27 protein-coding genes are annotated in these 26,979 nt (G+C 71.9%); 21 read left to right on the top strand and 6 right to left on the bottom strand.

The genetic code is table 11. The features are described from left to right. Positions 1-39: 39 nt before the first annotated feature. Positions 40-534, top strand: coding sequence for an OsmC family protein (locus BLT99_RS08145; protein ID WP_092670850.1), 495 nt, complete (start codon positions 40-42; stop codon positions 532-534). 12 nt (positions 535-546) lie between these two features. Here BLT99_RS08145 and BLT99_RS08140 read toward each other — a convergent pair whose 3' ends face one another. Together BLT99_RS08140 and BLT99_RS08135 are read right to left on the bottom strand one after the other, a co-directional pair. Beyond that, positions 547-1,470, bottom strand: coding sequence for a hypothetical protein (locus BLT99_RS08140; RefSeq protein ID WP_092670848.1), 924 nt, complete (start codon positions 1,468-1,470; stop codon positions 547-549). Between the two features lie 41 nt (positions 1,471-1,511). Further along, positions 1,512-2,291 carry a lysophospholipid acyltransferase family protein gene (locus tag BLT99_RS08135; protein WP_092670846.1) on the bottom strand — a complete coding sequence of 260 codons (780 nt, stop codon included), beginning with the start codon at positions 2,289-2,291 and terminating at the stop codon, positions 1,512-1,514. Between the two features lie 66 nt (positions 2,292-2,357). On the opposite strand from BLT99_RS08135, the gene BLT99_RS08130 reads away from it, so the two are divergent. The 6 genes from BLT99_RS08130 to BLT99_RS08105 all read left to right on the top strand — a co-directional run bounded on the left by BLT99_RS08130 (position 2,358) and on the right by BLT99_RS08105 (position 7,854). Then, a complete protein-coding gene (locus BLT99_RS08130; protein WP_092670844.1) occupies positions 2,358-2,993 on the top strand; it encodes a 4'-phosphopantetheinyl transferase family protein in 636 nt (211 codons plus the stop codon). Between the two features lie 38 nt (positions 2,994-3,031). Continuing rightward, entirely contained in the window at positions 3,032-4,114 is a 1,083-nt protein-coding gene (dxr, locus tag BLT99_RS08125) for a 1-deoxy-D-xylulose-5-phosphate reductoisomerase (RefSeq protein WP_092670842.1), read from the top strand. Between the two features lie 81 nt (positions 4,115-4,195). Further along, positions 4,196-5,521 carry a M50 family metallopeptidase gene (locus BLT99_RS08120; protein WP_229724759.1) on the top strand — a complete coding sequence of 442 codons (1,326 nt, stop codon included), beginning with the start codon at positions 4,196-4,198 and terminating at the stop codon, positions 5,519-5,521. 83 nt (positions 5,522-5,604) lie between these two features. Beyond that, positions 5,605-6,771 carry a sensor histidine kinase gene (locus BLT99_RS08115; protein ID WP_092670839.1) on the top strand — a complete coding sequence of 389 codons (1,167 nt, stop codon included), beginning with the start codon at positions 5,605-5,607 and terminating at the stop codon, positions 6,769-6,771. Then, complete coding sequence (locus tag BLT99_RS08110; RefSeq protein WP_092675875.1) at positions 6,768-7,427, top strand: response regulator; 660 nt, start codon at positions 6,768-6,770, stop codon at positions 7,425-7,427. The genes BLT99_RS08115 and BLT99_RS08110 overlap by 4 nt, the downstream gene beginning before the upstream one ends. Before the next feature lie 130 nt (positions 7,428-7,557). Further along, positions 7,558-7,854, top strand: coding sequence for an SHOCT domain-containing protein (locus BLT99_RS08105; protein WP_092670837.1), 297 nt, complete (start codon positions 7,558-7,560; stop codon positions 7,852-7,854). Between the two features lie 22 nt (positions 7,855-7,876). Here BLT99_RS08105 and BLT99_RS08100 read toward each other — a convergent pair whose 3' ends face one another. Together BLT99_RS08100 and BLT99_RS08095 are read right to left on the bottom strand one after the other, a co-directional pair. Then, positions 7,877-9,151, bottom strand: a complete 1,275-nt coding sequence (locus BLT99_RS08100) for a low temperature requirement protein A (protein ID WP_197675530.1) — start codon at positions 9,149-9,151, stop codon at positions 7,877-7,879. Positions 9,152-9,234: 83 nt separating this feature from the next. Further along, on the bottom strand, positions 9,235-10,419 hold the full coding sequence (locus BLT99_RS08095; RefSeq protein ID WP_092670835.1) for an acetyl-CoA C-acetyltransferase: 1,185 nt from the start codon (positions 10,417-10,419) through the stop codon (positions 9,235-9,237). A 153-nt stretch (positions 10,420-10,572) separates the two neighbouring features. Between BLT99_RS08095 and BLT99_RS08090 the strand changes: the two genes are divergently transcribed. From BLT99_RS08090 to BLT99_RS08035, 12 genes are read left to right on the top strand one after another with little or no spacing between them, the layout of a single operon-like run. Next, the gene (locus tag BLT99_RS08090) at positions 10,573-11,778 is read left to right on the top strand and encodes a substrate-binding domain-containing protein (RefSeq protein WP_092670833.1); all 1,206 of its coding nucleotides are present in this window, start codon (positions 10,573-10,575) and stop codon (positions 11,776-11,778) included. 52 nt (positions 11,779-11,830) lie between these two features. Continuing rightward, positions 11,831-12,586: an ABC transporter ATP-binding protein gene (locus BLT99_RS08085; protein ID WP_092670831.1), complete on the top strand. Its 756-nt coding sequence runs from the start codon at positions 11,831-11,833 to the stop codon at positions 12,584-12,586. Further along, positions 12,583-13,314 (top strand): ABC transporter ATP-binding protein, encoded by a 732-nt coding sequence (locus BLT99_RS08080; protein WP_092670829.1) that lies wholly within the window; start codon positions 12,583-12,585, stop codon positions 13,312-13,314. Before BLT99_RS08085 ends, BLT99_RS08080 begins: the two co-directional genes overlap by 4 nt. Then, on the top strand, positions 13,314-14,189 hold the full coding sequence (locus BLT99_RS08075) for a branched-chain amino acid ABC transporter permease (RefSeq protein WP_092670827.1): 876 nt from the start codon (positions 13,314-13,316) through the stop codon (positions 14,187-14,189). The genes BLT99_RS08080 and BLT99_RS08075 overlap by 1 nt, the downstream gene beginning before the upstream one ends. Next, a complete protein-coding gene (locus BLT99_RS08070; protein WP_092670825.1) occupies positions 14,186-15,274 on the top strand; it encodes a branched-chain amino acid ABC transporter permease in 1,089 nt (362 codons plus the stop codon). Before BLT99_RS08075 ends, BLT99_RS08070 begins: the two co-directional genes overlap by 4 nt. Further along, on the top strand, positions 15,267-16,829 hold the full coding sequence (locus tag BLT99_RS08065) for a class I adenylate-forming enzyme family protein (RefSeq protein WP_092670823.1): 1,563 nt from the start codon (positions 15,267-15,269) through the stop codon (positions 16,827-16,829). Before BLT99_RS08070 ends, BLT99_RS08065 begins: the two co-directional genes overlap by 8 nt. After that, positions 16,826-17,488 carry a TetR/AcrR family transcriptional regulator gene (locus BLT99_RS08060; protein ID WP_092670821.1) on the top strand — a complete coding sequence of 221 codons (663 nt, stop codon included), beginning with the start codon at positions 16,826-16,828 and terminating at the stop codon, positions 17,486-17,488. Before BLT99_RS08065 ends, BLT99_RS08060 begins: the two co-directional genes overlap by 4 nt. Continuing rightward, positions 17,485-18,258: a 3-hydroxybutyrate dehydrogenase gene (locus BLT99_RS08055; protein ID WP_092670819.1), complete on the top strand. Its 774-nt coding sequence runs from the start codon at positions 17,485-17,487 to the stop codon at positions 18,256-18,258. Before BLT99_RS08060 ends, BLT99_RS08055 begins: the two co-directional genes overlap by 4 nt. Beyond that, positions 18,255-19,184 (top strand): alpha/beta hydrolase, encoded by a 930-nt coding sequence (locus BLT99_RS08050; protein ID WP_229724760.1) that lies wholly within the window; start codon positions 18,255-18,257, stop codon positions 19,182-19,184. Before BLT99_RS08055 ends, BLT99_RS08050 begins: the two co-directional genes overlap by 4 nt. After that, a complete protein-coding gene (locus BLT99_RS08045) occupies positions 19,181-19,954 on the top strand; it encodes a CoA transferase subunit A (protein ID WP_092670815.1) in 774 nt (257 codons plus the stop codon). The genes BLT99_RS08050 and BLT99_RS08045 overlap by 4 nt, the downstream gene beginning before the upstream one ends. Positions 19,955-19,956: 2 nt before the next feature. Further along, a complete protein-coding gene (locus BLT99_RS08040; protein WP_172802969.1) occupies positions 19,957-20,607 on the top strand; it encodes a CoA transferase subunit B in 651 nt (216 codons plus the stop codon). Further along, positions 20,604-21,686 (top strand): alpha/beta fold hydrolase, encoded by a 1,083-nt coding sequence (locus BLT99_RS08035; RefSeq protein WP_229724761.1) that lies wholly within the window; start codon positions 20,604-20,606, stop codon positions 21,684-21,686. The genes BLT99_RS08040 and BLT99_RS08035 overlap by 4 nt, the downstream gene beginning before the upstream one ends. 65 nt (positions 21,687-21,751) lie before the next feature. Here the strand turns inward: BLT99_RS08035 and BLT99_RS17570 are convergent, their stop codons facing one another. Beyond that, a complete protein-coding gene (locus BLT99_RS17570) occupies positions 21,752-23,932 on the bottom strand; it encodes an FG-GAP-like repeat-containing protein (RefSeq protein WP_157674958.1) in 2,181 nt (726 codons plus the stop codon). A 136-nt stretch (positions 23,933-24,068) separates the two neighbouring features. Further along, positions 24,069-24,389: a hypothetical protein gene (locus tag BLT99_RS08025; RefSeq protein ID WP_133988565.1), complete on the bottom strand. Its 321-nt coding sequence runs from the start codon at positions 24,387-24,389 to the stop codon at positions 24,069-24,071. A gap of 267 nt (positions 24,390-24,656) precedes the next feature. Here BLT99_RS08025 and BLT99_RS08020 point away from each other — a divergent pair, with 267 nt between their 5' ends. Continuing rightward, positions 24,657-25,745, top strand: coding sequence for a YihY/virulence factor BrkB family protein (locus BLT99_RS08020; RefSeq protein WP_092670811.1), 1,089 nt, complete (start codon positions 24,657-24,659; stop codon positions 25,743-25,745). A 76-nt stretch (positions 25,746-25,821) separates the two neighbouring features. After that, complete coding sequence (gene ispG, locus BLT99_RS08015) at positions 25,822-26,952, top strand: flavodoxin-dependent (E)-4-hydroxy-3-methylbut-2-enyl-diphosphate synthase (protein WP_092670809.1); 1,131 nt, start codon at positions 25,822-25,824, stop codon at positions 26,950-26,952. Positions 26,953-26,979: the final 27 nt, after the last annotated feature.

Genomic DNA, 26,979 nt, shown 5'->3' with positions numbered 1-26,979 from the left:
GACGCCGCGGCGCCGGACGCGATGGGGAGGGGACTGCGGATGCTCGGCGAGCACCACTACGCGATCGAGCTCGAATGGGAGGGCGACCGGGGCGAGGGCACGAGCTCGTACCGCGCCTACGGGCGCCAGCACGCCGTCCGGGCCGAGGGCAAGCTCCACGAGATCGCCGGCTCGAGCGACCGCGTCTTCCACGGCGATCGCGACCGCTGGAATCCCGAGGAGCTCGTGCTGGCCGCGCTCAGCGAGTGCCACATGCTCTCGTACCTCCACGTGGCGACCCAGCACGGCGTGGTCGTGGTCGGCTACTCGGATGCCGCGACCGCGCGCATGCTCGAGGACGGCCGGGGCGGCGGGCGGCTGGTCGAGGCCGTGCTGCACCCGCGCGTCACGGTCGCCGAGCCCGCGATGCGCGAGGTCGCGGCGTCATTGCACCACGAGGCATCCGAGAAGTGCTTCATCGCGGCGTCCGTCAACTTCCCGGTGCACCATGAGCCGGTCACGCTCGTGCGCGACGAGGCGGCTCCGGCCGAGTGAGTCGCGCGGTGCTCAGCTGACGGGCAGCGGCGGTGCACCGGGCGCATCGGGTGCTGGCGGTGCCGCGGGCGGACACGGGTACCCGCCCACGAGCCGTGAGCACGGCGGGAAGTACGCGGGCAACCGCTCGTCCTGGGGGTCGCCGAACCACCGGTGCCACAGCCGCCAGAAGTTCAGGTTCCCGTAGGCCGAGCAGTCGTCCCCGCCCGACGGGTCGGCGATCACGGCGTCGTTCGGCTGATAGGGCGTGTAGTTGTACAGGTTCGCGGTCGCCTGGTTGCGGATCCGGACCTTCGACGCGCCGCACGCGGCATCCGGGTTGAACGGCACGTCGATGCGGCCGACCTGGAACTGCCGATCGGGTTGGGCCGTGTACTGCCGGAACTGCCATCCGGCCCGGTACACCTGGTTGAAGAAGCCGAAGTAGCGCGCGTCGCAGTCCGCGGTGTCCGGGCAGCCGTAGCCGGTCGCGCGCTCGTACCCGCGGGCCGTTGGCCGGGTGAGCAGCGATTGCTCCTTCTGCAGCAGCACGAGGAACGTGCGCGGGCTGATGCCGCACGCCTCGGCGACCTCGGCGATGATCCGGCTGGCGGGCATGTCGGCCTGCCCGGCGATGCGGCGACAGTGCCGCGGCCCGGCCGCGGGCACGTCGTCGACGTCCTCGACGTACTCGTCGAGGCACGCCACCCCGGCCTCCGGCCGGCAGTCGCGCGACTCGAGGAAGTCCTGGATCTCGTCCTCGGTCATCGCGCCCGAGTCGAAGAACGCGTCGTCGCTCACGATGAAGCCGGGATCGAACCGATCGGCCGACGGGATGCGCCGGTCGCCCTCCGATGCGTCCGCTCGATCGAAGCCGGCGGGCGCGCTGCAGCCTGCCAGCGCCAGTGCGACGGATGCCGCGAGCGCGGCGATCCACGAGCGCGCCGTCGTCCTCATCGGGCCGACGATACCGGCACGAGCCCGCGCGTGGCTGGGAATCAGACGCGCTCGCGCGGGGCCACGCGGTCGGCGATCTTCGCGAGCGCGCCGTGCGGCGGCACCTCGTTGTAGGCGTTGGCGAGCTCCTGCCCCGACAGCGCGTGGATCGCGGCCATGATCTCGTCGGTGGCGGCTCGGCGCGCCCGCCCCGACTCGGCCGTCCCGTGTCGGCTCACGTCGATCGGCGCCCCGAACCGCACGGTGACCGGTCGGACCCGCGGCATCGAGGACCCCACCGGCTGGATCTCCTGCGTGCCGACGAGCCCGACGGGCACGACGACGGCGCCCGTGGTCAGTGCGAGCCACGCGACGCCGGTCCGGCCCTTGTAGAGGCGGCCGTCGAGCGAGCGCGTGCCCTCGGGATAGAGCGCGAAGGCGTTGCCGGCCTCCAGGATCCGACGGCCCTGGTCGAGCGCGGCCTGCGCGGCGGCGCCGGCACCGCGCTCGACGCCCACCGCGCCGATCGCCGTGAAGAACGTGCGCGAGACCCAGCCCTTCAGCCCGGTGCCCGTGAAGTAGTGCGACTTCGCGAGGAACTGCACCGGACGCGGTGCCGCGAGCGGGATGACGATGCTGTCGACGAACGACAGGTGGTTCGAGGCGAGGATGACGGGACCGTGACGCGGCACGTGCTCGGCGCCGGTGATGGTCGGCCGGTACACCACGCGGACGAGCGGGCGGAGGACGCCTCGGACGAGACCGTAGACCGGCCCGGGCTTCGACGGCTGGGCTGGCACGGCGTCGGCCTCGATCTCACTCACGTTCCGACGGTACGTCATGCGGTATGCGGCCGTCGGAATATCACGTGGGCACGAGAAGGAGGCATGGTGCGCCATCATGGGCGCATGGACCTCTCCGCCGACGCCGTGCGACTCGGCGACACTGGCGCGCACGCCGTGGTCGCGGTCGCGGGTCGCCGCGGCGGCGTCGACGCGGTGCTGCGCGCGCACCTGGCCGCGACCGCGGAAGTGCCGGCCGACGACGTCGAGCTCGACCACGCGTGCCCGGAATGCGGCGCCCGGCACGGAAGCCCGACGGTGCGGTATCCGACGACGCCGTCCGGGGCGCACTGGTTCGCCGACGCCGCGGTCGCCGCGGGGGTCGTGGTCGCCGCCGTCGGGCCGCGCCATCCGCTCGGCGTGGGAGTCGAGGCGGCCGTGGGCGAGGTCGGTCCTGATGTCGACGAGGTCGCGCTGCATCCCGACGAGCGTCGCCGGCTCGAGGCGCTGGATGCGGCGGCCCGGCCGCTCGTGCGCGCGACGCTGTGGGCGCGCAAGGCGGCGCTGCTGCGCGCGCTCGGGCACGCCGGCGTCATCGAGCCGTCGCGGCTCGCGCTCAGCATGCCGGGGAAGGACGACGGCATCGGCCGCATCGAGCGGACCGTTCCCGAGTTCGGCTCCCGCTGGGACGAGATCCGGCTCTACGACGTGCCGGTGCCGGGCCGCGTCGCCGCCTCCGTCGCGGTGCTGCCGCGCCCCTGAGCCCCCGGCCGGGGGAGGCCGCGGCCTAGAGTGGTCGGGTGCGCAGCGTCATCATCCTCGGCTCCACGGGTTCCATCGGCACGCAGGCGCTCGACGTCGTCCGGGCCAACCCCAACCGCTTCGAGGTGGTGGGCCTCGCGGTCGGCTCGAACCGTGCCGCGCTCGACGCGCAGGCCGCGGAGTTCGGCGTCGAGCACACCGCCGTCGGCGTCGAGGAGGCGGTCCAGCTGGTCCGAGGCGTCGACGCCGACGTGGTGCTGAACGGCATCACCGGATCGGTGGGCCTCCGACCCACGATCGCGACGCTCGAGCGCGGCATGACGCTCGCGCTGGCCAACAAGGAGTCGCTCATCGTCGGCGGCGACCTCGTCACCCGACTCGCGGGTCCCGGCCAGATCGTTCCCGTCGACTCCGAGCACTCGGCGATCGCCCAGGCGCTGCGCTCGGGCACCCACGACGAGGTGCGCCGGCTCGTGCTCACCGCCTCGGGCGGGCCGTTCCGCGGGCGCTCGCGCGACGACCTCGCGGGCGTGACGCCGGCCGACGCACTGGCGCACCCGACCTGGGACATGGGCCTCGTCGTCACGACGAACTCCGCGACCCTCGTCAACAAGGGCCTCGAGGTCATCGAGGCGCACCTGCTGTTCGACGTCGACTACGACCGGATCGACGTGGTCGTGCACCCGCAGTCGATCGTGCACTCGATGGTCGAGTTCGTCGACGGATCGACCATCGCGCAGGCCTCTCCGCCCGACATGCGCCTGCCGATCTCGCTCGGTCTCGACTGGCCGCATCGCGTCGCGGCCGTCGGCCGACCCCTCGACTGGACGCGCGCGACGGAGTGGACGTTCGAACCGCTCGACGACGCGGCGTTCCCGGCCGTCCGCCTGGCCAAGCAGGTCGGGCGCGCCGGCGGCGAGTACCCCGCCGTCTTCAACGCGGCGAACGAGCAGGCGGTCGCCGCGTTCCACGCCGGGCGCATCGGATTCACCGGCATCGTCGACATCGTCCGCGACGTCGTCGATGCGCACGAGGCGTCTTCGGGCACGCTCACCGTCGACACGCTCGCCGAGGCCGAGCGCAACGCGCGGCGGGCCGCCGACGTGCGCATCGCGAAGTAATAGCGCCGACCCCCACGCCGCGCCATCCGTCTCCCAGCCGGCGGACAGCGCGCACCAAGGGATCGCCCCTACGATGACGGGGTGGATTCCGTGCTCGCATTCGTGATCGGCGTCGCGATCATCGTCGTCGGCCTCGCCGTCTCGATCGGCCTGCACGAGATCGGGCACCTGGTGCCCGCGAAGCTGTTCGGCGTCAAGGTGACGCAGTACATGATCGGCTTCGGACCCACGGTCTGGTCGAAGCGGAAAGGCGAGACCGAGTACGGCGTCAAGGCGATCCCGCTCGGCGGGTACATCGCGATGATCGGCATGTTCCCGCCGGCCAAGGGCGAGGCCGCCACCGCCGGCAGCACGAGCTTCTTCCGCGGTCTCGTGCAGGACGCGCGCGACTCCAGCGCCGAGTCGATCACGCCCGGCGACGAGGACCGCGCGTTCTACCGCCTCCCGGTGTGGAAGCGTATCGTCGTGATGTTCGGCGGCCCCTTCATGAACCTGGTGCTCGCGATCGTGCTGTTCGGGGTGCTCCTCATGGGGTTCGGCGTCGCCCAGGCCTCGACGACCATCGGCAGCGTGTCCGAGTGCGCGCTGCCGGCCACGAGCGAGCGCCAGACCTGCGAGTCCGGCGACCCGGCCGCACCCGGCGCGGAGGCGGGACTGCAGCCCGGCGACACCATCGTGGTCGTCGCGGGCGAGCCCATCGACTCGTGGAACGAGTCCACCGCGATCATCCGCGACCACCCCGACGAGCCGATCGACATGGTCGTGCTCCGCGACGGCGAGGAGGTCACCCTCGAGGTCACGCCGTTGCTCAGCGAGCGGTACGTGACCGACGAGCGGGGCCAGGTCGTGACGGATGCCTCGGGCGACCCGGTCACCGTCCAGGCCGGCTTCGTCGGCATCGGTCCCGCGACCGAGACCGTGCGCCAGCCGGTGACGGCCGTGCTGCCCATGGTCGGCGAGAACGTGCAGGCGGTCGCGGGCATCATCGTCAACCTGCCCCAGCGCATCGTCGACGTGGCCGAGGCCGCCTTCGGCCCCGAGGAGCGCGACCCCAACGGTCCGATCTCGGTCGTGGGCGTCGGGCGCGTCGCCGGCGAGATCGCGAGCCTCGACGAGGTGCCGCTCGCGTCGAAGGCCGCCGGACTGGTCGGCATCCTCGCCTCGCTGAACATCGCCCTCTTCGTGTTCAACCTGATCCCGCTGCTTCCGCTCGACGGCGGGCACATCGCCGGAGCCCTGTGGGAGGCGATCCGCCGCGGCTGGGCGAAGCTGCGCCGTCGGCCCGATCCCGGCCCCGTCGACCTCGCCAAGCTCATGCCGCTGACGTTCGCGGTCGTCGTGATCCTCGGCGGCATGAGCGCCCTGCTGATCTACGCCGACATCGTCAAGCCCGTCTCGCTGTTGTGAGCCGCGGGCTACTCCCTACGGAGTACGCGCGGTCCCTCCGTGCAGACGATCCGGTGCGGCGGCTGCGGCGCTAGCATCGGGGGATGCCCGCGTCACCGTGGGACGGACCGCCCCACTGGGACGGTCGGCCCGAGCGCTTCCGTCCATCGCCGACGTTCACGCTCCTCGCGCCCGTGGTGGTCTGCCTCCTCGTGCAGGTTCCCGCGGCGATCGGCATCGCGGCGTGGCTGCACGTTGGCTGGGCCGCCGGACTCGGCCAGGTCGCCCTCGCGGCCGCCGGACCCCTCGCGCTGCTCGGCTCCCGTCGCGCACCCGGACCGACCGTGGCGGTCGTCTCGGCACTCGCCCTCGTCGACCTGCTCTCCGGTCCCGATGTCGGGCCGCCGTACCTCGCGCTGGCCTTCGCCATCGTGCTCGCGGTCGCCCGTGGCGCGCTCGTGTGGGCCGTGGTCTCGGTGGTGGCCGCATGGGTCGCCGCACTGTCGCTCGGTTCGACGCTCGGCGTGTCGTGGCATCCGTTCCGCATCGCGCTCACGACCGCGCTCCTGGCCGCGTGCTTCGGCATCGGCGCGTTCGTCCGCGTCCGCCGCGAGCGTGCCGCCGCCTACCGCGCCGAGGCCGTCCGCCGCCGGCGCACCGCCGAGGAGCGCGAGCGGGTGCGCATCGCCCGCGAACTGCACGACGTGATCGGCCACGCGCTGTCGCAGATCAACGTCCAGGCGAGCGTCGGGCTGCACCTCATGGAGCGCGATCCCGGCCAGGCCAGGACCGCGCTCGAGCACATCAAGACCACCTCGAAGACGGCGCTCGAGGAGGTGCGCAGCGTGCTCGGCGTCATCCGCGGCGACGCCGACGCGCCGCTCGCGCCCCTGGCGGAGCTCGCCGAGCTGCCGCGGCTCGCGGAGGGCCTCCGCTCGCCCGGGTTCGAGGTGGAGCTCGTGGACCGGATCGAAGATCCTCCGGGCCGGGCCGTCCAGTTCGCGGCCTATCGGATCGCGCAGGAGGCCCTCACGAACGTCGTCCGCCACGCCGGAGCGACGAAGGCCGCGGTCACGGTCCAACGGCTCGGCGACGAGCTGCGCCTCACGGTCGACGACGACGGGCACGGCCTCCAGGGCGCCGAGGAGGGCAGCGGCATCCTCGGCATGCGCGAGCGCGCGGCGCTCCTGGGCGGCTCGGTCGAGCTCGACCGCTCGCCGCGCGGCGGAACGCGACTGACCGCCCGACTGCCGTGGGGAGCGACCGCATGATCCGCGTGGCACTCGCCGACGACCAGGTGCTGGTTCGCGCCGGCTTCCGGGCGCTGCTCGAAGCCGAACCCGACATCGAGGTCGTGGGCGAGGCCTCGACCGGCGAAGAGCTGCTCGCGCTCGTCCGCGCGACGCCGCCCGACGTCGTGCTCATGGACATCCGGATGCCGGGCGGCGACGGGCTGTGGGCCACGGAGCGGATCGCCGCCGACCCGACCCTCGACGGCGTGCACGTCGTCGTCGTCACGACGTTCGAGCTCGACGAGTACGTCGCGCGGGCCGTGCGGGCCGGGGCGAGCGGGTTCCTCGTGAAGGACACCGAGCCGGTCGACCTCATCCGGGCCGTGCGCGTCGCCGCGGCGGGCGACGCGCTCCTCTCGCCGGGCGTCACGCGCCGGCTGCTCGAGCGCATGTCGACGGGCCTGCGCGAGCCGGACGCATCCCGCCTGACGGCGCTCACCGACCGCGAGCGCGAGGTGCTGCGGCTCGTGGGCCAGGGCCTCACGAACGACGAGATCGCGGGCCGCCTCATCCTAAGCCCGCTCACGGCGAAGACGCATGTCTCGCGCATCATGGCGAAGCTGCACGCACGCGACCGCGTGCAGCTCGTCGTGGTCGCCTACGAGTCGGGGCTCGTCTCGCCCGGCTGGCAGTAGCGCGCGCCGACGGCGTGCTCCCGCGGGAGCATCCCGAGTGCCTCCCACGGGCGGATTCGCCGGACGGGCCGCGCGCAGAGCATGGTCATGACGGTCCGACCCGGGGCCGCACGATCAAGGAGCGACCGACATGCTCACGACACTCGCCGCCGCCACGGTGGCCACCCACGCCGGACCCTGGGCGGCCGGGTACGGCTGGCTCTTCTTCCTGGTTCCGGTGTTCTGGATCCTGCTCATCGGCCTCGTCGTGTTCCTCATCACGCGCGGTCGTCGCCGGGCGTGGGCGGATGGCGCGTACGGGCCGCCGTGGGCGCGCGGCGCGTCCGCCGAGTCCACCCTGGCCGAACGCTACGCCAAGGGCGACATCGACGAGACCGAGTACCGCGCGCGACTCGAGGTGCTGCGCGCGAACCGGCCGAACGCCTAGCGTCGGCCGATCGGGCACCGGATCAGGCGAGCGCGCGCTCGAGCGCCGCCGCCTGGTGCCGGTGCCCGATCGTCTCGTAGCCGACCGCGACCACGATCGGCGAGAAGGCCGCGATCACGATCCCGGTGCCGATGCTGGCGCCGGCCGCGACCAGCCAGGCCGCCACCACGAGCGGCACGATGCTGCCGACGAACAGCAGGATGTGGAACGGATCGAACTCGCGAAGCAGCAGCGTGTAGAGCGTGAAGAGCGCCACCGAGAACACGCTGACGGGCACGACGACCGTGAGCAGCGCGAGCGAATCGTCGATGTGCGCGACCCCCTCGATGACGTACGCCGCGACGTGCAGGCCCGCGCCCGTGGCGGCGAGCGCACCGAAGAGCACGATGTGGCCGTAGCCCCACATCCAGCCGCGTTCGCGATGCCGGGCGAGCACCTTGGCCGACGGCATGATGAAGTACACCCACCACAGTCCGAAGGCCAGCATCGTGCCGCCGACGGTCACGAGCACGGCCTCGAGGTCCCAGCCCTGCTCCTCGACGACCGCCGAGATCGCCACGATCGTGCCGAGCACGATCTCGCCGAGCGTGATGATGACGAGCAGGCCGTACCGCTCTGCGATGTGGTGCGCGTGCCAGGGCGTTCGGCCGCCGATCCGCTCGGCGATGATCGGCCCGGCCAGCTCGAACGCGACGAGCACGAGCCACAGGACGAAGACCCGGTCGAGCGGGAGGTTCATCACCAGGAGCGCGATCCAGCCGATCTGCGAGATCGAGATGAGCACGACGTAGGCGATCGCCGTGCGCCGGTGTTCGGGATCGTGCATCGCCGCACGGATCCAGAGCGCCAGCACGGCGACGCGCATGATGATGTAGCCGATGACCACGATGCCGTTCCGGAGCTCGCCGCCCTCGTCGATCGAGCGGAACGTCTCGGGAAGCCCCAGCGCCAGCACGATGACGCCGATCATCTGCATCATGGTGGCGACGCGGAAGAACACGTCGTCGTTGTCGTACGCCGACGCGAACCAGGCGTAGTTGATCCACGCCCACGAGATCGCGAACGCCGCGAACACGAACGCGAAGGTGGCGGACGCGAAGTGCCCGAGCTCGAGGAGGTGGGCGGTCTGGTTGCCGGCCTGGCTGAAGGCCGCGACGAACACGAGGTCGAAGAAGAGTTCCAGCGGCGTGGCGGTCCGGTGCGGCTCGTCGGGGTTCCGGGCCGTCATCCGTCGCAGCCGGTGATCGAGTCCGGTGACGGATGGCGCACCGCCACGTCGGGTCGTGGTCTCGCTCATGCGCACACCTCTCCGCCCGGCCCGCCCGAGGCTGGTGCAATTCTGCACCAGCCTCGACACGGCCGCTCGGGGGTGGGCGACGACTAGCGCGAGAGCAGCAGCGCCTCGCCCTGCCCGCCGCCGCCGCAGAGGGCGACGGCCGCCTTGCCACCGCCTCGTCGGGAGAGCTCGAGCGCGGCGTGCAGCGCGAGCCGCGCTCCGGACGCGCCGATCGGGTGGCCGAGCGCGATCGCGCCGCCGTGGACGTTGACCTTCTCGCGGTCGAGTGCGAGGTCCTTCATCGACTGCAGCGACACGGCGGCGAACGCCTCGTTGATCTCGACGAGGTCGAGGTCGGACGCCGTCCAGCCGTCGCGCTCGAGCGCCGCGGCGATGGCGTTCGACGGCTGCGAGTGCAGCGAGTTGTCGGGCCCGGCGACCTGGCCGGAGGCTCCGATGAGCGCCAGCCACGGCAGCCCGCGCTCCTCGGCCCACGCGCGGTCGGCGACCACGACCGCGGCCGCGCCGTCGGAGATCGGCGACGAGTTGCCGGCGGTGATCGCACCGCCCTCGGCGAAGGCGGGACGCAGCTTGCCGAGCGTCTCGACGGTCGAGTCGGGCCGCACGCCCTCGTCGCCCGAGACGACGACCGGGTCGCCCTTGCGCTGCGGGATCTCGACGGGCACGATCTCGGCGTCGAAGAGCCCCTCGGCCTGGGCCGCTCCGGCTCGCACGTGCGACGCCGCGGCGATCTCGTCCTGTTCGGCGCGGCCGAGGCCGTACCGCTCGTTGAAGCGCTCGGTCGACGCGCCCATCGACTCGTGGTCGAACGCGTCGGTCAGGCCGTCGTGCGCGGTGACGTCGACGAGTTCGATCCCGCCGTACAGGTGGCCCTTGCGGGACGAGGGCAGCACGTGCGGCGCGTTGGTCATCGACTCCTGGCCGCCGGCCACGACGACCCGCGCCTCGCCGAGGCGGATCAGCCGCGCGGCATCCGCGATCGCCACGAGGCCGGACAGGCAGACCTTGTTGATGGTCGTCGCGGGCACGCGCCACGGGATGCCGGCCGCGACGGCGGACTGCTTGGCGGGGTTCTGGCCCGCGCCGGCCTGGAGCACCTGGCCCATGATGACCGCATCCACGTCGTCGGGGGAGATGCCGGCCTTCTCGATGGCACCGCGGATCGCCACGGTGCCGAGCTCGACGGCCGAGCGCGCGGCGAGGTTGCCCATGATCCGGCCGAACGGGGTGCGGGCTCCGGCGACCAGGACGACGTCGGGAAAGCTCATTTCGGTGGGACTCCTTCGTCTCGTTGTGCACGATCGTGGGCGCCGGCGACTGGGCTTGCGCCTCGTGCGGTTTCGACTCTAGTCTACGTTCCTGAGACCTGAACCACCTGTCAGGTTCTCCGGACACCGACGTCACCCAGAGAGGCTCACAGCATGCGAGTTACACCGAAGTACCTCGCGCCGGCGCTCGTCGCCGCCGCGGCCACGGCCATCACGCTGGCCGGTTGCGCACCGACCACCGCGGGCGGGGGAGGCGACGCCGACGAGGCGGACGCCGCACCCGTCGCGATCGGCATGATCACCTCGCAGACCGGGCCGCTCGCGGCCTACGGCGAGGCCTACACCGCCGGCTTCGAGGCCGGCCTCGACTACGCCACCGAGGGCACCGGCGAGGTCGACGGTCGTGAGCTCGACATCACGTGGGAGGACGACCAGGGCAACCCCGACACCGCGGTCGCCAAGGCCAAGGACCTCATCGGCCAGGGCACGAAGGTGCTCGCCGGCACCGTGGTCTCCGGCATCGCGACCTCGCTCGCCGAGCAGGCGGCGCAGAACGAGATCCTCTACATCTCGGGCCCGGCCGCCACCGACGCGATCACGGGCGTCAACGACTACACGTTCCGCTCGGGTCGCCAGACCTACCAGGACGTCGCGACCGCCGGTACCTTCATCGGCGACCCCGAGGGCAAGAAGGTCGTCGTCTTCGCGCAGGACACCGCCTTCGGCCAGGGCAACCTCGCCGGCGTGCAGGCCGTGCTCGGCGGGCAGGGCGCGACCGTCGAGGGCGTGCTCGTCGCCGAGGACGCGACCGAGTTCACCCCCTTCGCGCAGCAGCTCGTCTCGGCGCAGCCCGACCTCATCTTCGTCGCGTGGGCGGGCGCCTCGTCGGGCGCGATGTGGACCGCGCTGGAGCAGCAGGGCGTCTTCGACGCCGCGCCCGTCGTCACGGGACTCGGCGACGTCGCGACGTACCAGGCGTACGGCGATGCGTCGGGGAACATCTCGTTCCTCAACCACTACTTCGGCGGGGCCGGCGGCACCGACGTCGAGGAGGCGATGATCGCCCACCTCGAGGAGAACGGCGCCGAGCCCGACCTCTTCTCGGTCGACGGCTTCGTGGCCGCGCAGATGATCGTGCAGGCCGTGCGCGAGGGCGGTGACGACGTCGAGTCGATGATCGACGCGCTCGAGGGCTGGTCGTTCGAGTCGGTGAAGGGCGAGGTCACGGTGCGAGCCGAGGACCACGCGCTCATCCAGCCGATGTACCAGGTCTCGCTCGTCGAGGGCGACGCCGGGTGGGAGCCCGAGCTCGTCGAGACCATCGACGCCGAGACCGTCGCGCCGCCGGTCGTCGACTAGCTCCGGCAGACGACCGACCACCGATCGCACTCACGGACGGGAAGACCTGCACATGACCGACCACGTCGCGCTCGAGCTCGAGCACGTCACCCTCCGCATCGGCGGGGCGCTCCTGCTCAAGGACGTCTCCCTCGCGGTGCCCGAGGGCGAGATGCTCGGCGTCATCGGCCCGAACGGCGCCGGCAAGACGACGCTGTTCAACGTCGCCTCGGGGGTCCTCCGCCCGACGGAGGGGGCGGTCCGGCTCGGCGGCACGGACGTCACCCGTCATCCGGTGCATCGACGTGCCGCCGCAGGGCTGGGTCGCACGTTCCAGACGTCGAGCCTGTTCCCGGCGCTCGACGTGCTCGAGAACGTGCGGCTCGCCGCCCAGGCCCGTGAGGGCCGCGCGGCATCCGTGTTCCGCACCCCACGGCGCACGGATGCCGCCACCCGGCGCGCGGCCGCGGCGCTCGAGGAGGTCGGCATGGCCCATCGCGCGGGCGCGACCGCCTCGGGTCTCGCGCACGGCGAGAAGCGGAAGGTCGAGATCGCGATGCTCATCGCGATGGAGCCCCGCGTGATCCTCCTCGACGAGCCCATGGCGGGCGTCGGCTCGGCCGACGTCCCCGCCCTCACCGAGGTGATCCGCGGGCTCCACCGCGGTGGCCGCACCGTGCTCATGGTCGAGCACCACATGGACGTCGTCCTCGGCCTCGCCGACCGGGTCGCCGTCATGCACCACGGCGAGCTGCTCGCCGCCGATTCCCCGGAGGCCGTCATGGCGAACCCCACCGTGCAGTCCGCGTACCTCGGCAGCGCCGCATGAGCGGCGAACAGCCCGGTGCCGAGCCCATCCTCAGCATCCGCAACCTCTTCGGCCGCATCGCCGGCCAGCAGGTCGTCGAGGACGTCACCTTCGACGTCCCGGCGACGGGCGTCACCGCGCTCCTCGGCCGCAACGGCGTCGGCAAGACCTCGACGATCAAGTCGGTGCTCGGCCTCATCGACCGATCGGGCGAGGTCCGCCTCGCGGGCGAGCGCATCGACCGCCTGCCCACGCACCGCATCGTGCAACGCGGCGTGGCCTACGTGCCCGAGGACCGCGAGGTGTTCGGCACGCTCACGGTCGCCGAGAACCTCCGGCTGGCCGAACGCGACCGGATGCCGCGACGCGACGTCGTGGCATCCCTGTTCCCCGACCTGCAGGCCCGCCTCGAGCAGCGCGCCGGCACGCTCTCGGGCGGCCAGCAGCAGATGGTCTCGCTCGCCCGCGCCCTCGTGAACGAGAACCGGCTCCTGCTGGTTGACGAGCCCACCAAGGGCCTCGCCCCGCGCATCGTCGACGAGGTCGCCGACGCGCTCGCCGAGGCCGCGCGCACCACGCCGATCCTCCTCGTCGAGCAGAACCTCCTGGTGGTGCGTCGCCTCGCCGATCGGGTCGTCGTGCTCTCGTCGGGTCGCGTCGTGTTCACCGGATCGGCCGACGAGCTCCTCGACGACCACGACCGCGTGCAGCGCTACCTCGGCGTGCACGACGAGCGGGAGGCCGCCTGATGGACACCGTGATCCTGCTGCTCGTCACCGGCCTCGGCCTGGGCGCGCTGTACTTCCTCGTGGCGAGCGGGCTCTCGCTCATCTACGGCCTCATGGGCGTGCTGAACTTCGCGCACGGTGCCTTCCTCACGATCGCCGCCTTCCTCGGCTGGGAGGCGGGGCGCCGGATCTCGGACGGAACCTGGACGGGCCTCCTGATCTCCGCACTCGTCGGCATCCTCGTCGGTGCGACGGTCGCCGTGCTCACCGAGGTGCTCGTCATCCGCCGCCTCTACGAACGGCACATCGAGCAGGCGCTCGTCACCGTCGGCATCTCGCTCGCCGCGGTCGCGCTGTTCGAGGGCATCTGGGGCACCGACCCGATCTACACCGACCGTCCCGAGTGGCTCACGCAGACCACCGTGATTCTCGGCGCGCGCATCCCGAACGACCGCTTCCTGCTCATCGCCTGCGCGGCGCTCGTCCTCGGCGGCATCGTGCTGTTCCTGCGGAAGACCCGGTACGGCCTCATCATCCGCGCCGGCGTCGAGAACCGGCACATGGTGACCGCCCTCGGCATCGACGTGCGCCGCTCGTTCACCCTCGTGTTCGCGATCGGCGGCGCCGCGGCCGGGCTGGGCGGCGTGCTCGCCTCGGTCTACTACGGCTACGTGTCGGCCCACCTCGGCTCGGTGCTCCTGATCTTCGCGTTCATCGTCACCGTGATCGGCGGGCTCGGGTCGCTCACGGGCGCGGCGATCGCCTCGGTGCTCGTGGCGGTCCTGCAGCAGTTCGCCAACTTCTTCCTCGGCGGCACCGGCGACCTCGTCGTGGTCGTGCTCCTCGCCGCCGTGCTGCTCATCCGCCCGCGTGGACTCATGGGGAAGGCCGCATGACCGCCAAGTCGCTCCGCCTGCTCGTCGGCGGCATCCTGCTCGTCGTCGTGCTCGCCGTGCTGCCGCTGTTCGCGATCGACATCCCGGGCGTGCTGCCCGGCCCGACATACACGCCCGGCACGCTCCAGCTGCTCGCGTTCGCGCTGCTCATCGCGGCGCTGGCGCTCAGCTACCGCATGATGTTCGGACTCGCGGGGCTGCTGTCGTTCGGGCACGCGCTCTTCTTCGCCGCGGGCGCGTACGGGCTCGGCATGACGCTCGAGGCGTTCGGCCCCTCGGACTGGCCGAGTCCGGTGGTGTTCATCCTCTCGATCGGCATCACGCTCGTGCTCGGCCTCGTGCTCGCCGCCACGGTCGGCTCGCTCGCCCTGCGGGTCACCGGGATCTCGTTCGCGATGGTCACGCTCGCCTTCGCGCAGGCCGGGTCGGTCCTGATCCGCCGGAACCCGGGCAGCGCCACGGGTGGCGACGAGGGACTCTCGCTCGACACGGCGCACGTGCCGACCGAGCTCGTCGGCGTCGTCGACACGCGCAACCTGTACTGGATGGCGCTCGGCATCCTGGTCGTCGTCTACCTCGTCGTGCTCTGGGTCGAGAAGAGCCGAGCCGGCCACGTCGCCGAGGCGATCCGCGAGAACGAGCTGCGCGTACGCGTCATCGGCCAGCGGCCGTACGACGTCAAGCTGCTCGTCTTCATCGTCGCGTCCGTGCTCGCCGCGGTCGCCGGGATGGGGTACCTGCTGCTGCAGTCGGGCGCGGCGCCGCGCATCGCCACCGCGGACTTCACGCTCACGCTGCTCGTGATCGTCGTGCTGGGCGGTGTGGGTGCGCGCTGGGGCGCCATCGTCGGCGGTATCGTCTACACACTGCTCGACCAGCGCCTCACGGCGCTCGCCGGTTCCGACGCGATCGCCGCGCTGCCCGACGTGCTCCGCGTTCCGCTGTCCGAGCCGCTGTTCATCCTGGGCACGCTGTTCGTGCTCGTGGTGCTGTTCCTCCCCGGGGGCATCGCCGGGCTCCCCGGCCGCATCGCCACCGGGCGGAAGCAGCATCCGGTGGAGCCGGAGGAGGCCGTCGATGCCTGACGGACCCAGCACGCTGGGGCGGTGGACCGCCGACCGCGCGCGCACGGCTCCGGACGCGGTCGCAATCGACGACCGCGGCGTCGTCGTCACGTACCGCGAGCTCGACGAGCGGGCCGCCCGGCTCGCCGAGTCGTTCCGCGCCGCCGGCTACGCGATCGGCGACCGCGTGGCGACGATCACGGGCAACAGCGCCGACCAGGTCGTGCTGTTCTTCGCGTGCGCCAAGGCCGGCCTGGTGCTCGTCCCGCTGTCGTGGCGGCTCTCGCCGCGCGAGCTCGCCGAGCAGCTCGAGATCGCCGAGCCCGCGCTGCTGCTCGTCGAGGACGAGTTCGCGTCGGTCGCCCGGGCCGCCCGCGACCGCCTCGCGCGGCGCATCCCGGTCGCCCCGCTCGGCGCGCACGGGGTCGAGCAGCACGTGCCGCATCCGGCGCTGCGCACCGATGCGACCGTGACACGGCGCGACGTGCGCGACGACGACGCCCTGCTCATCGTCTTCACGTCGGGCACGACCTCGCGGCCCAAGGGCGCGGTGCTCACGCACGCGAACTGCTTCTGGACGAACCTGTCGCTGTCGAAGACCATCCCGATCGCCGAGCACGACGTGGTGCTCGCGGTCATGCCGCAGTTCCACGTGGGGGGCTGGAACATCCAGCCGCTGCTGGGCTGGTGGGCGGGTGCGACGGTGGTGCTCGAGCGCACGTTCGACCCCGGCCGCGTGCTGCACCTCATCGCCGAGCGACGGATCACGACCATGATGGGCGTGCCCGCGAACTACCTGTTCCTGGCGCAGCACCCCGACTTCTCGCGTGCCGACCTGTCGAGCCTCGGGCAGGCGGTCGTCGGCGGCGCGCCCATGCCGCCCGCGCTGCTGCGCCTGTGGCATGCGCGCGGCGTCGCGCTCACCCAGGGCTACGGGCTCACCGAGGCCTCGCCCAACGTGCTGTGCCTGCCCGACCGCGAGGCCACGTCGCGCGTGGGGTCGGCGGGCCTGCCGTACGCGCACGTCGACGTCGCCGTCGCCGACCCGGCCACCGGCGAGCTCCTCGACGGCCCCGCCGAGGGCGAGCTGCTGGTCTCGGGTCCCGGCGTGTTCGCGGGATACTTCCGCGACCCCGAGGCGACGGCGGCCGCGCTCAGCGGCGGATGGCTGCACACCGGCGACCTCGTCCGCCGCGACGCCGACGGCTACTTCACCGTCGTCGACCGGCTCACCGACGTCTACATCTCCGGGGGCGAGGGGGTCTCGCCGGCCGAGGTCGAGTCGGTGCTCATCGCGCACCCCGCGGTCGCCGATGTCGCGGTCGTCGGCGTGCCCGACGACCGCTGGGGCGAGGCGGGCTCGGCCTGGGTGGTGCTGCGGCCCGGTGCGATCACGGATGGCGCGGAGCTGACGGAGTTCGCACGCGGCTCGCTCGCCGGCTACAAGGTGCCGCGCGACATCCACTTCATCGACGAGATCCCGCGCGGCGCCGCGACCAAGACGCTGCGGCGGGTCCTCGCCGAACGTGCCGCGCGGCTCGACGAGGCGGCCCGGCCCGAGGGGATCGACGCATGAGCGCGGCACCGCGCACCGCCCGAGGCGAGAAGACCCGACGCCGGCTGCTCGAGGCCGCCGAGCACGTGTTCTCCGAGCACGGCTACACCGAGGCATCCGTCTCGCGCATCACCGACCGCGCCGGCGTCGGCCAGGGCACGTTCTACCTGTACTTCGACTCCAAGCTCGAGCTCTTCGAGGAACTCGTCGAGGACCTCAACCACCGCGTCCGCCACGCCATGAGCGAGGGCGCGGCCGGAGCGACGACGCGCCTCGACGCCGAACGCGCCGGCTTCGCCGCGTTCTTCCGCTTCACGGCCGAGCATCCGGCGCTGTACCGGATCGTGCGCGAGGCCGAGTTCGTGTCGCCCGAGGCGCTGCGCCTGCACTACACGCGCATCGTCGAGGGCTACATCGACGGGCTCCGACTGGCGCAGCTCGACGACGAGATCGGCGATATCGACCCGACCGTCGCCGCATGGGCGCTCATGGGCATCGGCGAGATGATCGGCATGCGGTGGGTGCTCTGGGGCGACGGCGCGAACGGGGCCGGCGACGCGGCCGACCCGCTCGCCTCGGGCACCAGCGCGGTGCCCGACCACGTGCTCGACGAGATGATGCGGTTCATCGGCGGCGCCCTGGGGAGGGGCGCGCGTCGCAGCGATGAGGAGGATTCATGACGGGACTGACCGGATCGACGGGGCCGGGCGGCCTGGCCGGGCGCCGGGCGATCGTGACCGGCGGCGCGAGCGGGATCGGGCTCGCGTGCGCCGAGGCGCTCGCCGTCGCCGGCGCGCACGTGACGATCGCCGACCTCGACGGAGAGGCCGCGGCATCCGTCGCCCAGCGCATCGGCGGCGAGGCGTGGACGGTCGACCTCGGCGACACCGCGGCGCTCGCCGACCTGTCGCTCGAAGCCGACATCCTCGTCAACAACGCCGGGCTGCAGCACGTGCGCCCCATCGAGGAGTTCGAGCCGGCGCGATTCTCGCTGCTGCTGCGCGTGATGCTCGAGGCGCCCTTCCTGCTCATCCGGGCCGCACTGCCCGGCATGTACGAACGCGGCTTCGGCCGGGTGATCAACGTCTCGAGCGTGCACGGCCTGCGGGCTTCGCCGTACAAGTCGGCGTACGTGTCGGCCAAGCACGGCCTCGAGGGACTCTCGAAGGTCACGGCGCTCGAGGGCGGACCGCACGGGGTGACCTCGAACTGCGTCAACCCCGGGTACGTGCGCACGCCGCTCGTCGAGAAGCAGATCGCCGACCAGGCGAAGGTGCACGGCATCCCCGAGGAGGACGTCGTGGAGAAGGTCATGCTGACCGAGTCGGCCATCAAGCGGCTCGTCGAGCCGGGCGAGGTCGCGAGCCTGGTGCGCTGGCTCGCGAGCGACGACGCCCGCATGGTCACCGGGGCGAGCTACACCATGGACGGCGGATGGAGCGCCCGATGACCCACGACCCGATGCGCGATCCCGCGCCGTTCACCGTGCCTGTTCGCGGCGGCGACCTGGCCGGTGGCCAATGGCGGGCGGATGCCGCGGGCACGCCGATCCTCGCCCTGCACGGCATCACCGCGACCCACCGGGCCTGGCACCACGTCGCCGATGCGCTGCCCGAACGGCGCATCGTCGCACCCGACCTGCGCGGTCGCGGACGCTCGAACGGGCTGCCCGGCCCGTGGTCGCTGCGCGACCACGCCGATGACCAGGTCCGCCTGCTCGACGCGCTCGGCATCGACCGGGCCGTGGTGCTCGGTCACTCGATGGGCGCGTTCGTCACGGTCCGGCTCGCGGCGGCCCACCCCGACCGCGCCGCCGGGGTCGTGCTCGTCGACGGCGGCCTGCCGCTCCCGCACCCCGAGGGGCTCGCGCCCGACGAGGTCGCGGCGGCGGTGCTCGGGCCTGCACTCGCGCGCCTCGAGATGCGGTTCGCCGATCCGTCGGCCTACGTCGACTTCTGGAAGGCGCACCCGGCGATCGGCCCCGCGTGGGACGATCACCTCGCCGACTACGTCGCCTACGATCTCGTCGGCACACCGCCCGAGCTGCGCTCGTCCTCGATCGCGGAGGCCGTCGCCCAGAACGTCCTCGAGCTGGACGGCAGCGACGGGTACGCCGAGGATCTCGCCTCGCTGCCCGCTCCGGTCGACTTCCTCCGCGCCGAGCGGGGGCTGCTCGACCAGCCCGAGGCCCTGTACCCTCGCGAACGGGTGGCGGCACTCGCAGAACGGATGCCGGCGCTCCGCGTCACCGAGGTCGCGGAGCTCAACCACTACACGATCGTCATGACGGCGGCCGGGGCGGCGCAGGTCGCCGCGGTCGTGGCGCCACGATTCGCCGACGAGCACGCAGTCGCTGACAAGGAGGTCACACGATGACACTGGACAAGACCGTCGCCACTCCCGCCGGGGCGGTGGCCGACATCCCCGACGGCGCGTCGCTCGCCGTCGGCGGGTTCGGCCTCTGCGGCATCCCCATGGTGCTGATCGACGCGCTGCTCGAGCGCGGGGTCGGCGACCTCTCGGTCGTGTCGAACAACTGCGGCGTCGACGACTGGGGTCTGGGCGTGCTGCTCGCCGCCGGGCGCATCCGCAAGATGACCTCGTCGTACGTCGGCGAGAACAAGGAGTTCGAGCGCCAGTACCTCTCGGGCGAGCTCGAGCTCGAGCTGACCCCGCAGGGCACGCTCGCCGAGAAGCTGCGCGCCGGTGGAGCGGGTATCGCCGCGTTCTTCACGCAGACGGGCGTGGGCACGCAGGTGGCCGAGGGCGGGCTGCCGCAGCGGTACGGCGCTGACGGATCGATCGCGGTCGCGAGCGCCCCCAAGCCGGTGCAGACCTTCACGGTGCGCGGCGAGGAACACGAGTTCGTGCTCGAGGAGGCCATCACGACCGACTTCGCGCTCGTGCACGCGCTGAAGGGCGACCGGCACGGCAACCTTGTCTTCGACAAGTCGGCGCGCAACTTCTCGCCGCTCGCCGCGATGGCGGGACGGGTCTGCATCGCCCAGGTGGAGGAGCTCGTCGAGCCCGGCGTGCTCGACCCCGACGCCGTGCACCTGCCCGGCATCTTCGTCGACCGCATCGTCGAGGTCGGCACCGGAATCGAGAAGCGCATCGAACGGCGCACCGTGCGAGAGGGGAACTGACCATGGCGCTCACCCGACTGGAGATGGCGGCGCGTGCCGCGAAGGAGCTCGCCGACGGCTCGTACGTCAACCTCGGCATCGGCCTGCCCACCCTCGTGCCGAACTACGTGCCCGAGGGTGTCACGGTCGTGCTGCAGTCCGAGAACGGCATCCTCGGCGTCGGGCCGTACCCCACCGAGGCCGAGGTCGATCCCGACTTGATCAACGCCGGCAAGGAGACGGTGACGGTGCTGCCCGGGGCCGCGTACTTCGACTCCGCCACGAGCTTCGGCATGATCCGCGGGGGCAAGGTCGACGCCGCCATCCTCGGCGCCATGCAGGTGTCGGAGCACGGCGACCTCGCCAACTGGATGATCCCCGGCAAGATGGTCAAGGGTCCCGGCGGTGCGATGGACCTCGTGCACGGCGCGCGCCGCCGCATCGTGCTCATGGAGCACGTCGCGAAGGACGGCTCGCCGAAGATCGTCGACTCGTGCTCGCTGCCGCTCACCGGCAAGGGCGTCGTCGACCGCATCATCACCGACCTCGCCGTGATCGACGTGACGCCCGACGGGTTGAAGCTCGTCGAGGTCGCGCCCGGCGTCACGGTCGACGAGGTCGTCGAGAAGACGCAGCCGAAGCTCGACACCAGTGCCGTCGAGGTGCTCGCGTGACCGACATCCGCACCGCGTTCCCGTCGGTCTCGTCGCGACTCGTGACGACCTCGCGGCTGTCCGCCCAGGTCTTCGAGCGTCCCGCGGATGACGCCGCCGCGCCCGACGCGACCATCGTGTTCGTGCACGGCAACGTGTCGAGCTCGCTGTTCTTCCTCCCGTTGATGTCGTCGCTGCCGGCCAGCGTGCGTGCGCTCGCCGTGGACCTGCGCGGCTTCGGCGGCAGCGAGACGCTGCCGGTCGACGCGACGCGCGGCCTGCGCGACTTCAGCGACGACGTCGCCTCGGTGCTCGACGAACTCGGCCTCGGCGCGGTGCACCTCGTCGGCTGGAGCATGGGGGCCGGCGTCGTCATGCAGCTCCTCCTCGATCGCCCCGACCTCGTGGCGAGCCTGACGCTCGAGTCGCCGGTCTCCCCGTACGGCTTCGGCGGCACCCGGCTGGATGGGTCGCCGCTCACGCCGGATGCCGCGGGCACGGGCGGCGGGGGAGCGAACCCCGAGTTCGTGGCCCGCCTCGCCTCGGGCGATCGCAGCGAGGACGAGGGCACGTCGCCGCGGGCGGTGTACCGCTCGAGCTACGTGGCGCCCGGCTTCACGTCGGAGTACGAGGACCTCTGGGTGGAGTCGATGCTCACGACCGCGACCGGACCGGGAAACTACCCGGGCGACTCGGTGGCGTCGAAGTCATGGCCCGGCTTCGCCGCCGGCCGCAGCGGCGTGCTCAACACCATGGCGCCCATCAACTTCGACGTCAGCGGCATCGTCGACCTGTCCTCGAAGCCACCCATCACGTGGATCCACGGCGAGCTCGACGCGATCGTCGGCGACGCCTCGTACTTCGACCTCAACATGCTCGGCAAGGCCGGCATCATCCCCGGATGGCCGGGCGAGGACGTCGCACCGCCGCAGCCGATGATCGCGCAGACCCGCGCGGTGCTCGACCGCTACGCGGCCGAGGGCGGCACCTACCGCGAGCTCCGCCTCGAGGGCTGCGGGCACTCGCCGCACCTCGAGCGGCCCGACGAGTTCCGCGCCGCGCTCCTCGAACAGGTCGGGATATCGGTCGTGGAGCGCTGATCGATATCGTTTCGTGATGCGGGGTGCGCCGGACGGCGTACCCCGCATCCATGCCCGGGCGGGTGCTAGGCCCGGGCCACGTACACGCCTGCTTCGCCGAAGCCGACGATGTCGGCCCTGCCGCCTCCGGTCACGTCGGCCATGAACCTCGGATGCCGCTCGACCCGCCAGCCGCCGGCCGTGTTCGCATATCCGAAATGGACGTCGACCAGGCCGGCGGACTCGAACGCGCCGCCGCCCAGGTTCCTGGAGACGTAGACGCCGGCATCGCCGAACCCCACGATGTCCGGCAGGCCGTCGCCCGTGGTGTCGGCGAGGAACCGCGGATGCCGCTCCACCCTCCATCCGCCACCGACGTAGCCGAAGTCGGCCAACGCCAGGGTCATCGGGCCGTAGCTGCCGTCCGCCCGGGCGAGCGACACGTACACGCCGGCGTCCCCGAAGCCCAGGATGTCCGCCCGGCCGTCGCCCGTGAGGTCGACGACGAATCGCGGGTGCCTCTCGACGCGCCAGCCCCCCGCCACGTAGCCGAAGTCGTCCACCACCCGGCGCAGGGCCTCGTAGCTTCCGTCGGACTGCGCCCGGCAGATGTACACGCCGGCGTCGCCGAAGCCGACGATGTCGGCCCGCCCATCGCCTGTGGTGTCCGCCAGGAACCGGGGGTGTCGATCCACCCGCCAACCGCCGGCGTCGTAACCGAAGTCGGCCACCACCAGCCTCAGCGCGTCGTAGCCGCCGTTCGCCTGTGCCCGTGACACGTACACCCCGGCGTTGCCGAACCCCACGATGTCGGCCCGGCCGTCGCCCGTCGTGTCGGCCAGGAATCGCGGATGGCTCTCCACCCGCCAGCCGCCCGCCACGTACGCGAAGTTGTCGACGACGCGGCGGAGCGCATCGAACGTCCCGTCCGGCTGCGCCCGGGACACGTACACGCCCGCGTCGCCGAACCCCACGATGTCGGCCCGGCCGTCGCCGGTCGTGTCGGCCAGGAACCGCGGATGCCGCTCCACCCTCCAACCGCCGGCGACGTAGCCGAAGTCGTTCACCGCGAGATGGGGTACTTCGAAGCGGCCGTCCGATTGCGCGCGGGAAACGTACACGCCTGCATCGCCGAACCCCACGATGTCCGCCCGGCCGTCCGCGGTCGTGTCCGCCAGGAGGCGCGGATGGCGTCCCACCTGCCAGCCCCCTGCGGTCGCGCCGTAGTTGCGGACCAGGAGCTGCGGGGACCAACCGAGGTGCGCCGGGGTGTAGCCGCAGAGCGTGAAGGTGTTGCCCTTCATCAGGCAGGCGACGCCGCCCCCGGCGGAGCAGTTCTCGCAGTTGCCGTTGACCGTTCCGTAGCGTCCCCAGCTGCCGCCGCAGTTGCAGCCGCTGACGGCGTATTCGTCCGGGCAACCGAAGATGTGTCCGGTCTCGTGGGCGAAGACCCGGTCGATGTTGTCCGGACCCCAGCCGTCGTTGTTGTAGTCCATGACGACCCGCGGTCCGCCGATGGAGGCGTAGGCGAAATGCCCCAGCGGGTACTTGGTGAAGAAGCCGCAGTAGGTCCACCGCGTGCCGAAGCGGGTGCGAAGGTCCTCCACGTAGGTCACCACGCCGTTCCAATCGGCGCTGTAGCCGATCGCTCCCATAGCCGGGTTCCGCCAGAGGCCCTCCAAGTCCGGGTCGGCGGGATCCGCCGGGGTGGCGAGCGTGACGTTCTGGATGTCGTAGGCGAACGTGATGCCGGCGATCGGGTTGTTCGTGGCGAAGTACCCCAGCCCGTTCTGGACCTCGGCCACCACCTTCAGGACCTCGGCGTCGGAGAACCTGAGCGCCGCCGTCGGGCCTTGGACGATGACGATTCCCACTGCCACCGTCCCCTCGAGGTAGCTGCTGGTGGGGGCGGCAGCGAAGGCCGAGGCCCGGGCGTCCGCCTCCTCGAGGCCCATCGGCACGATGTCGGTGCACCCGCCGCCCATGTCCCATTCCTCGCCCTGCCGCGGCCGGTTCTGCTTCGCGGCACGGAAGTCCTCGGAGCCTCGCAGCTCCAGGGCTGCCAGGCCGAGCCGCTCAGTCTCGGTCAGGTCCGACGGGACCGCGTCCGGAGCGAGTGCGTCCTCCGGAAGCTCGGTTCCCTCGGGCACTGCGGAGATCCGGACACGCCCGTATTGGTGGATCGGCGGCGTCGGATCCGCCCCACTCCGCAGTCCGGGGAAGTCATCCAGGACCGCGAGTTCCATGACGTCCAGATCGCCGGCCATCGCTCTCTCCTCACCCAAAGGACAGCACGAAGCCTGCACCCGGATGCGTCACCGCGGCGTCACGGGAGTGCGGGAACTCAGGACACTCGGACGCATCGGACCGATCCGGGAATGAGGGTTCGCCGGCGTTCGGATGTCACGGGTGATGCGCTGCTTCGTCGGGCCAGTCGGGGGGTTCCTTGCCGGGAGCGTCCCAGTGCAGGCCATCCGCGGGCCGGTCCTTGGTCTCGCGCCGGGACAGCCAGGCGTCGACGAAGAGCCGCTCCGTGGGCGCGAGATCCACGGACGCGGGTACGGCGCCGTCGTACCAACTGGTCCCGGCCACGGTCCGGGCGGGTGGGAGCCCGGCCCGCAGGCGGACGATCGCGATCCGGGGCGGAAGCCATTGGAGCACGACGGCGTGCTGGCGCACCTGCTGCAATATCGCACCCGGCGGCGCGCCGGCGTCGAACACCACCACTGCCTCCGCAGACTCCCGCACCATGCGCGCCATTCCGCCGCTGGCCGGCCGGCCCCTCGGCGCCGCCTTCCCTCATTCACAGGATACTGCGGCCGGGACGCCGGAGGTCCGACCCAGCCCCTTCTCGTCGTGATTCGCGCGGGCGCCGGCACGCACGCCGACGCAGGATAGGCGCCATGCGGCGCTGACGCCAGTCCCTCCCGGCCGTCGGTGACGGTTCGCATGATGGAAAGACGACCGGGGGGCGGGTGCCGAGGAGGCATCATGACCGATCGCGCCGTCCACGACGACCGCGTCGCTCCCGACCCGGAGGATCCGCGCAAGCCCGACACGCCGCCCGAGGTCTCGAAGCGGTCGTGGAAGTACATCCTCCGCAAGACGTTCCGCGAGTTCGTCGACGACGAATGCCAGGACAGCGCGGCCGCCCTCACGTACTACGGCGTGCTGGCGATCTTCCCGGGCCTGCTCGCCCTGACCTCCCTGCTCGCGCTCGTCGGCCAGGGCGGGAAGGCGATCGACGCGCTGCTCGGGGTGCTCGAGGGCATCGCGCCGCCCGAGGTGCTCCAGGTGCTGAGCGAGCCGCTGCAGCGGTTCGCCGACTCCCCGGCGGCGGGCCTCGGCTTCGTCACGGGCCTCGTCATCGCGCTGTGGTCGGCGTCCGGCTACGTCGGCGCGTTCGGTCGCGCCATGAACCGCATCTACGAGATCGAGGAGGGTCGGCCGTTCTGGAAGCTGCGACCCGTGCAGCTCGGCGTCACGGTCGCCGCCGTCGTGGCCGTCGCCATCGTCGCCGTCATCCTGGTGGTGTCCGGGCCGATCACGGATGCGATCGGCGAGGCGCTCGGACTGGGCGAGGCCGTCCGCGTCGTGTGGGAGATCGCGAAGTGGCCGCTCCTGGCGATCATCGTGATCGTCCTCATCGCGCTGCTATACCACGCGACCCCCAACGCCAAGCAGCCGAAGTTCCGCTGGATCAGCCTCGGCGCGCTGGTGGCGATCCTCGTGCTCGTCATCGCGTCGGCTGGGTTCGCGCTCTACGTGGCGAACTTCTCGAACTACGACCGCACGTACGGCTCGCTCGCCGGTGCGATCGTCTTCCTGCTCTGGCTCTGGATCGCGAACAACGCGCTGCTCTTCGGCGCCGAGTTCGACGCCGAGCTCGAGCGCGGTCGCGAGCTCGAAGCGGGCATCCCGGCCGAGGAGCGGATCCAGCTTCCACCGCGCGACACCCGCAAGATCGACAAGGCCGAGGAGAAGGAGAAGGAGGACATCGAGCTCGGTCGGAAGATCCGCGAGGCGCACGCCGGCGAGGCGGCGCGCGAGGCCGCCGAGGAGGATTCGCGCCACGGCTGACGAGCCATCCGTTCGATGGAGGAGCCGCCCAGCGGCCCGGCCGTAGACTTGCACGGTGCCTGCAGTGAATCTCGGAATGCCCAAGGTGCCGGAAGTCCTGGCTCCCCGCCGGAAGTCCCGTCAGATCAAAGTGGGCAAGGTGCTCGTCGGCGGTGACGCCCCCGTCAGCGTGCAGTCGATGACCACGACCCCCACGCCCAACATCAATGCGACCCTCCAGCAGATCGCCGAGCTGACGGCATCGGGCTGCGACATCGTCCGCGTCGCGGTGCCGAGCCGCGACGACGCCGAGGCGCTGCCGATCATCGCCAAGAAGAGCCAGATCCCGGTCATCGCCGACATCCACTTCCAGCCGAACTACGTGTTCGCCGCGATCGACGCGGGCTGCGCCGCGGTGCGCGTGAATCCCGGCAACATCCGGAAGTTCGACGACCGCGTGGGGGAGATCGCCGCGCGCGCGAAGGCCGCAGGCGTCTCGCTCCGCATCGGCGTGAATGCCGGATCGCTCGACCCGCGCCTGCTCGAGAAGTACGGCAAGGCGACGCCCGAGGCGCTCGTCGAGTCGGCCGTGTGGGAGGCGAGCCTCTTCGAGGAGCACGACTTCCACGACTTCAAGATCTCGGTCAAGCACAACGACCCGATCGTGATGGTGAAGGCCTACCGCATGCTCGCCGAGCGCGGCGACTGGCCGCTCCACCTCGGCGTGACCGAGGCGGGCCCGGCCTTCCAGGGCACGATCAAGTCGGCGACGGCGTTCGGCATCCTGCTCGGCGAGGGCATCGGCGACACGATCCGCGTCTCGCTGTCGGCCCCGCCGGTCGAGGAGGTCAAGGTCGGCCTGCAGATCCTGCAGTCGCTGAACCTGCGCGAGCGCAAGCTCGAGATCGTCTCGTGCCCGTCGTGCGGTCGCGCGCAGGTCGACGTGTACAAGCTCGCGAACGACGTGACCGACGGCCTCGAGGGCATGAGCGTGCCGCTCCGCGTCGCGGTGATGGGCTGCGTCGTGAACGGCCCCGGCGAGGCGCGCGAGGCCGACCTCGGCGTGGCATCCGGCAACGGCAAGGGCCAGATCTTCGTCAAGGGCGAGGTCATCAAGACGGTGCCGGAATCCGAGATCGTCGAGACGCTCATCGCCGAGGCCAACCGGATCGCCGACGAGATGGGCGCGGATGCGCCGGTCGGCGCGCCGCAGGTCGTCACGTCCTGAGCCGTCCGCGAGTAGGGTGAGCCGTAC

This window comes from Agromyces flavus (genome assembly GCF_900104685.1).
Classification (GTDB): Bacteria; Actinomycetota; Actinomycetes; order Actinomycetales; family Microbacteriaceae; genus Agromyces; species Agromyces flavus.
The sequence above is the reverse complement of the archived record's forward strand: the minus strand, read 5'-3'. Positions and strand labels throughout refer to the sequence as shown.

Excerpts from the sequence above, each read along its gene's own strand:
- BLT99_RS08145 (WP_092670850.1), top strand. The coding sequence starts at position 40 with ATGCTCGGCGAGCACCACTACGCGATCGAGCTCGAATGGGAGGGCGAC.
- BLT99_RS08140 (WP_092670848.1), bottom strand. The coding sequence starts at position 1,470 with ATGAGGACGACGGCGCGCTCGTGGATCGCCGCGCTCGCGGCATCCGTC.
- BLT99_RS08135 (WP_092670846.1), bottom strand. The coding sequence starts at position 2,291 with ATGACGTACCGTCGGAACGTGAGTGAGATCGAGGCCGACGCCGTGCCA.
- BLT99_RS08130 (WP_092670844.1), top strand. The coding sequence starts at position 2,358 with ATGGACCTCTCCGCCGACGCCGTGCGACTCGGCGACACTGGCGCGCAC.
- BLT99_RS08115 (WP_092670839.1), top strand. The coding sequence starts at position 5,605 with ATGCCCGCGTCACCGTGGGACGGACCGCCCCACTGGGACGGTCGGCCC.
- BLT99_RS08110 (WP_092675875.1), top strand. The coding sequence starts at position 6,768 with ATGATCCGCGTGGCACTCGCCGACGACCAGGTGCTGGTTCGCGCCGGC.
- BLT99_RS08105 (WP_092670837.1), top strand. The coding sequence starts at position 7,558 with ATGCTCACGACACTCGCCGCCGCCACGGTGGCCACCCACGCCGGACCC.
- BLT99_RS08100 (WP_197675530.1), bottom strand. The coding sequence starts at position 9,151 with ATGAGCGAGACCACGACCCGACGTGGCGGTGCGCCATCCGTCACCGGA.
- BLT99_RS08095 (WP_092670835.1), bottom strand. The coding sequence starts at position 10,419 with ATGAGCTTTCCCGACGTCGTCCTGGTCGCCGGAGCCCGCACCCCGTTC.
- BLT99_RS08090 (WP_092670833.1), top strand. The coding sequence starts at position 10,573 with ATGCGAGTTACACCGAAGTACCTCGCGCCGGCGCTCGTCGCCGCCGCG.
- BLT99_RS08085 (WP_092670831.1), top strand. The coding sequence starts at position 11,831 with ATGACCGACCACGTCGCGCTCGAGCTCGAGCACGTCACCCTCCGCATC.
- BLT99_RS08080 (WP_092670829.1), top strand. The coding sequence starts at position 12,583 with ATGAGCGGCGAACAGCCCGGTGCCGAGCCCATCCTCAGCATCCGCAAC.
- BLT99_RS08075 (WP_092670827.1), top strand. The coding sequence starts at position 13,314 with ATGGACACCGTGATCCTGCTGCTCGTCACCGGCCTCGGCCTGGGCGCG.
- BLT99_RS08070 (WP_092670825.1), top strand. The coding sequence starts at position 14,186 with ATGACCGCCAAGTCGCTCCGCCTGCTCGTCGGCGGCATCCTGCTCGTC.
- BLT99_RS08065 (WP_092670823.1), top strand. The coding sequence starts at position 15,267 with ATGCCTGACGGACCCAGCACGCTGGGGCGGTGGACCGCCGACCGCGCG.
- BLT99_RS08060 (WP_092670821.1), top strand. The coding sequence starts at position 16,826 with ATGAGCGCGGCACCGCGCACCGCCCGAGGCGAGAAGACCCGACGCCGG.
- BLT99_RS08055 (WP_092670819.1), top strand. The coding sequence starts at position 17,485 with ATGACGGGACTGACCGGATCGACGGGGCCGGGCGGCCTGGCCGGGCGC.
- BLT99_RS08050 (WP_229724760.1), top strand. The coding sequence starts at position 18,255 with ATGACCCACGACCCGATGCGCGATCCCGCGCCGTTCACCGTGCCTGTT.
- BLT99_RS08045 (WP_092670815.1), top strand. The coding sequence starts at position 19,181 with ATGACACTGGACAAGACCGTCGCCACTCCCGCCGGGGCGGTGGCCGAC.
- BLT99_RS08040 (WP_172802969.1), top strand. The coding sequence starts at position 19,957 with ATGGCGCTCACCCGACTGGAGATGGCGGCGCGTGCCGCGAAGGAGCTC.
- BLT99_RS17570 (WP_157674958.1), bottom strand. The coding sequence starts at position 23,932 with ATGGCCGGCGATCTGGACGTCATGGAACTCGCGGTCCTGGATGACTTC.
- BLT99_RS08020 (WP_092670811.1), top strand. The coding sequence starts at position 24,657 with ATGACCGATCGCGCCGTCCACGACGACCGCGTCGCTCCCGACCCGGAG.
- ispG (WP_092670809.1), top strand. The coding sequence starts at position 25,822 with ATGCCCAAGGTGCCGGAAGTCCTGGCTCCCCGCCGGAAGTCCCGTCAG.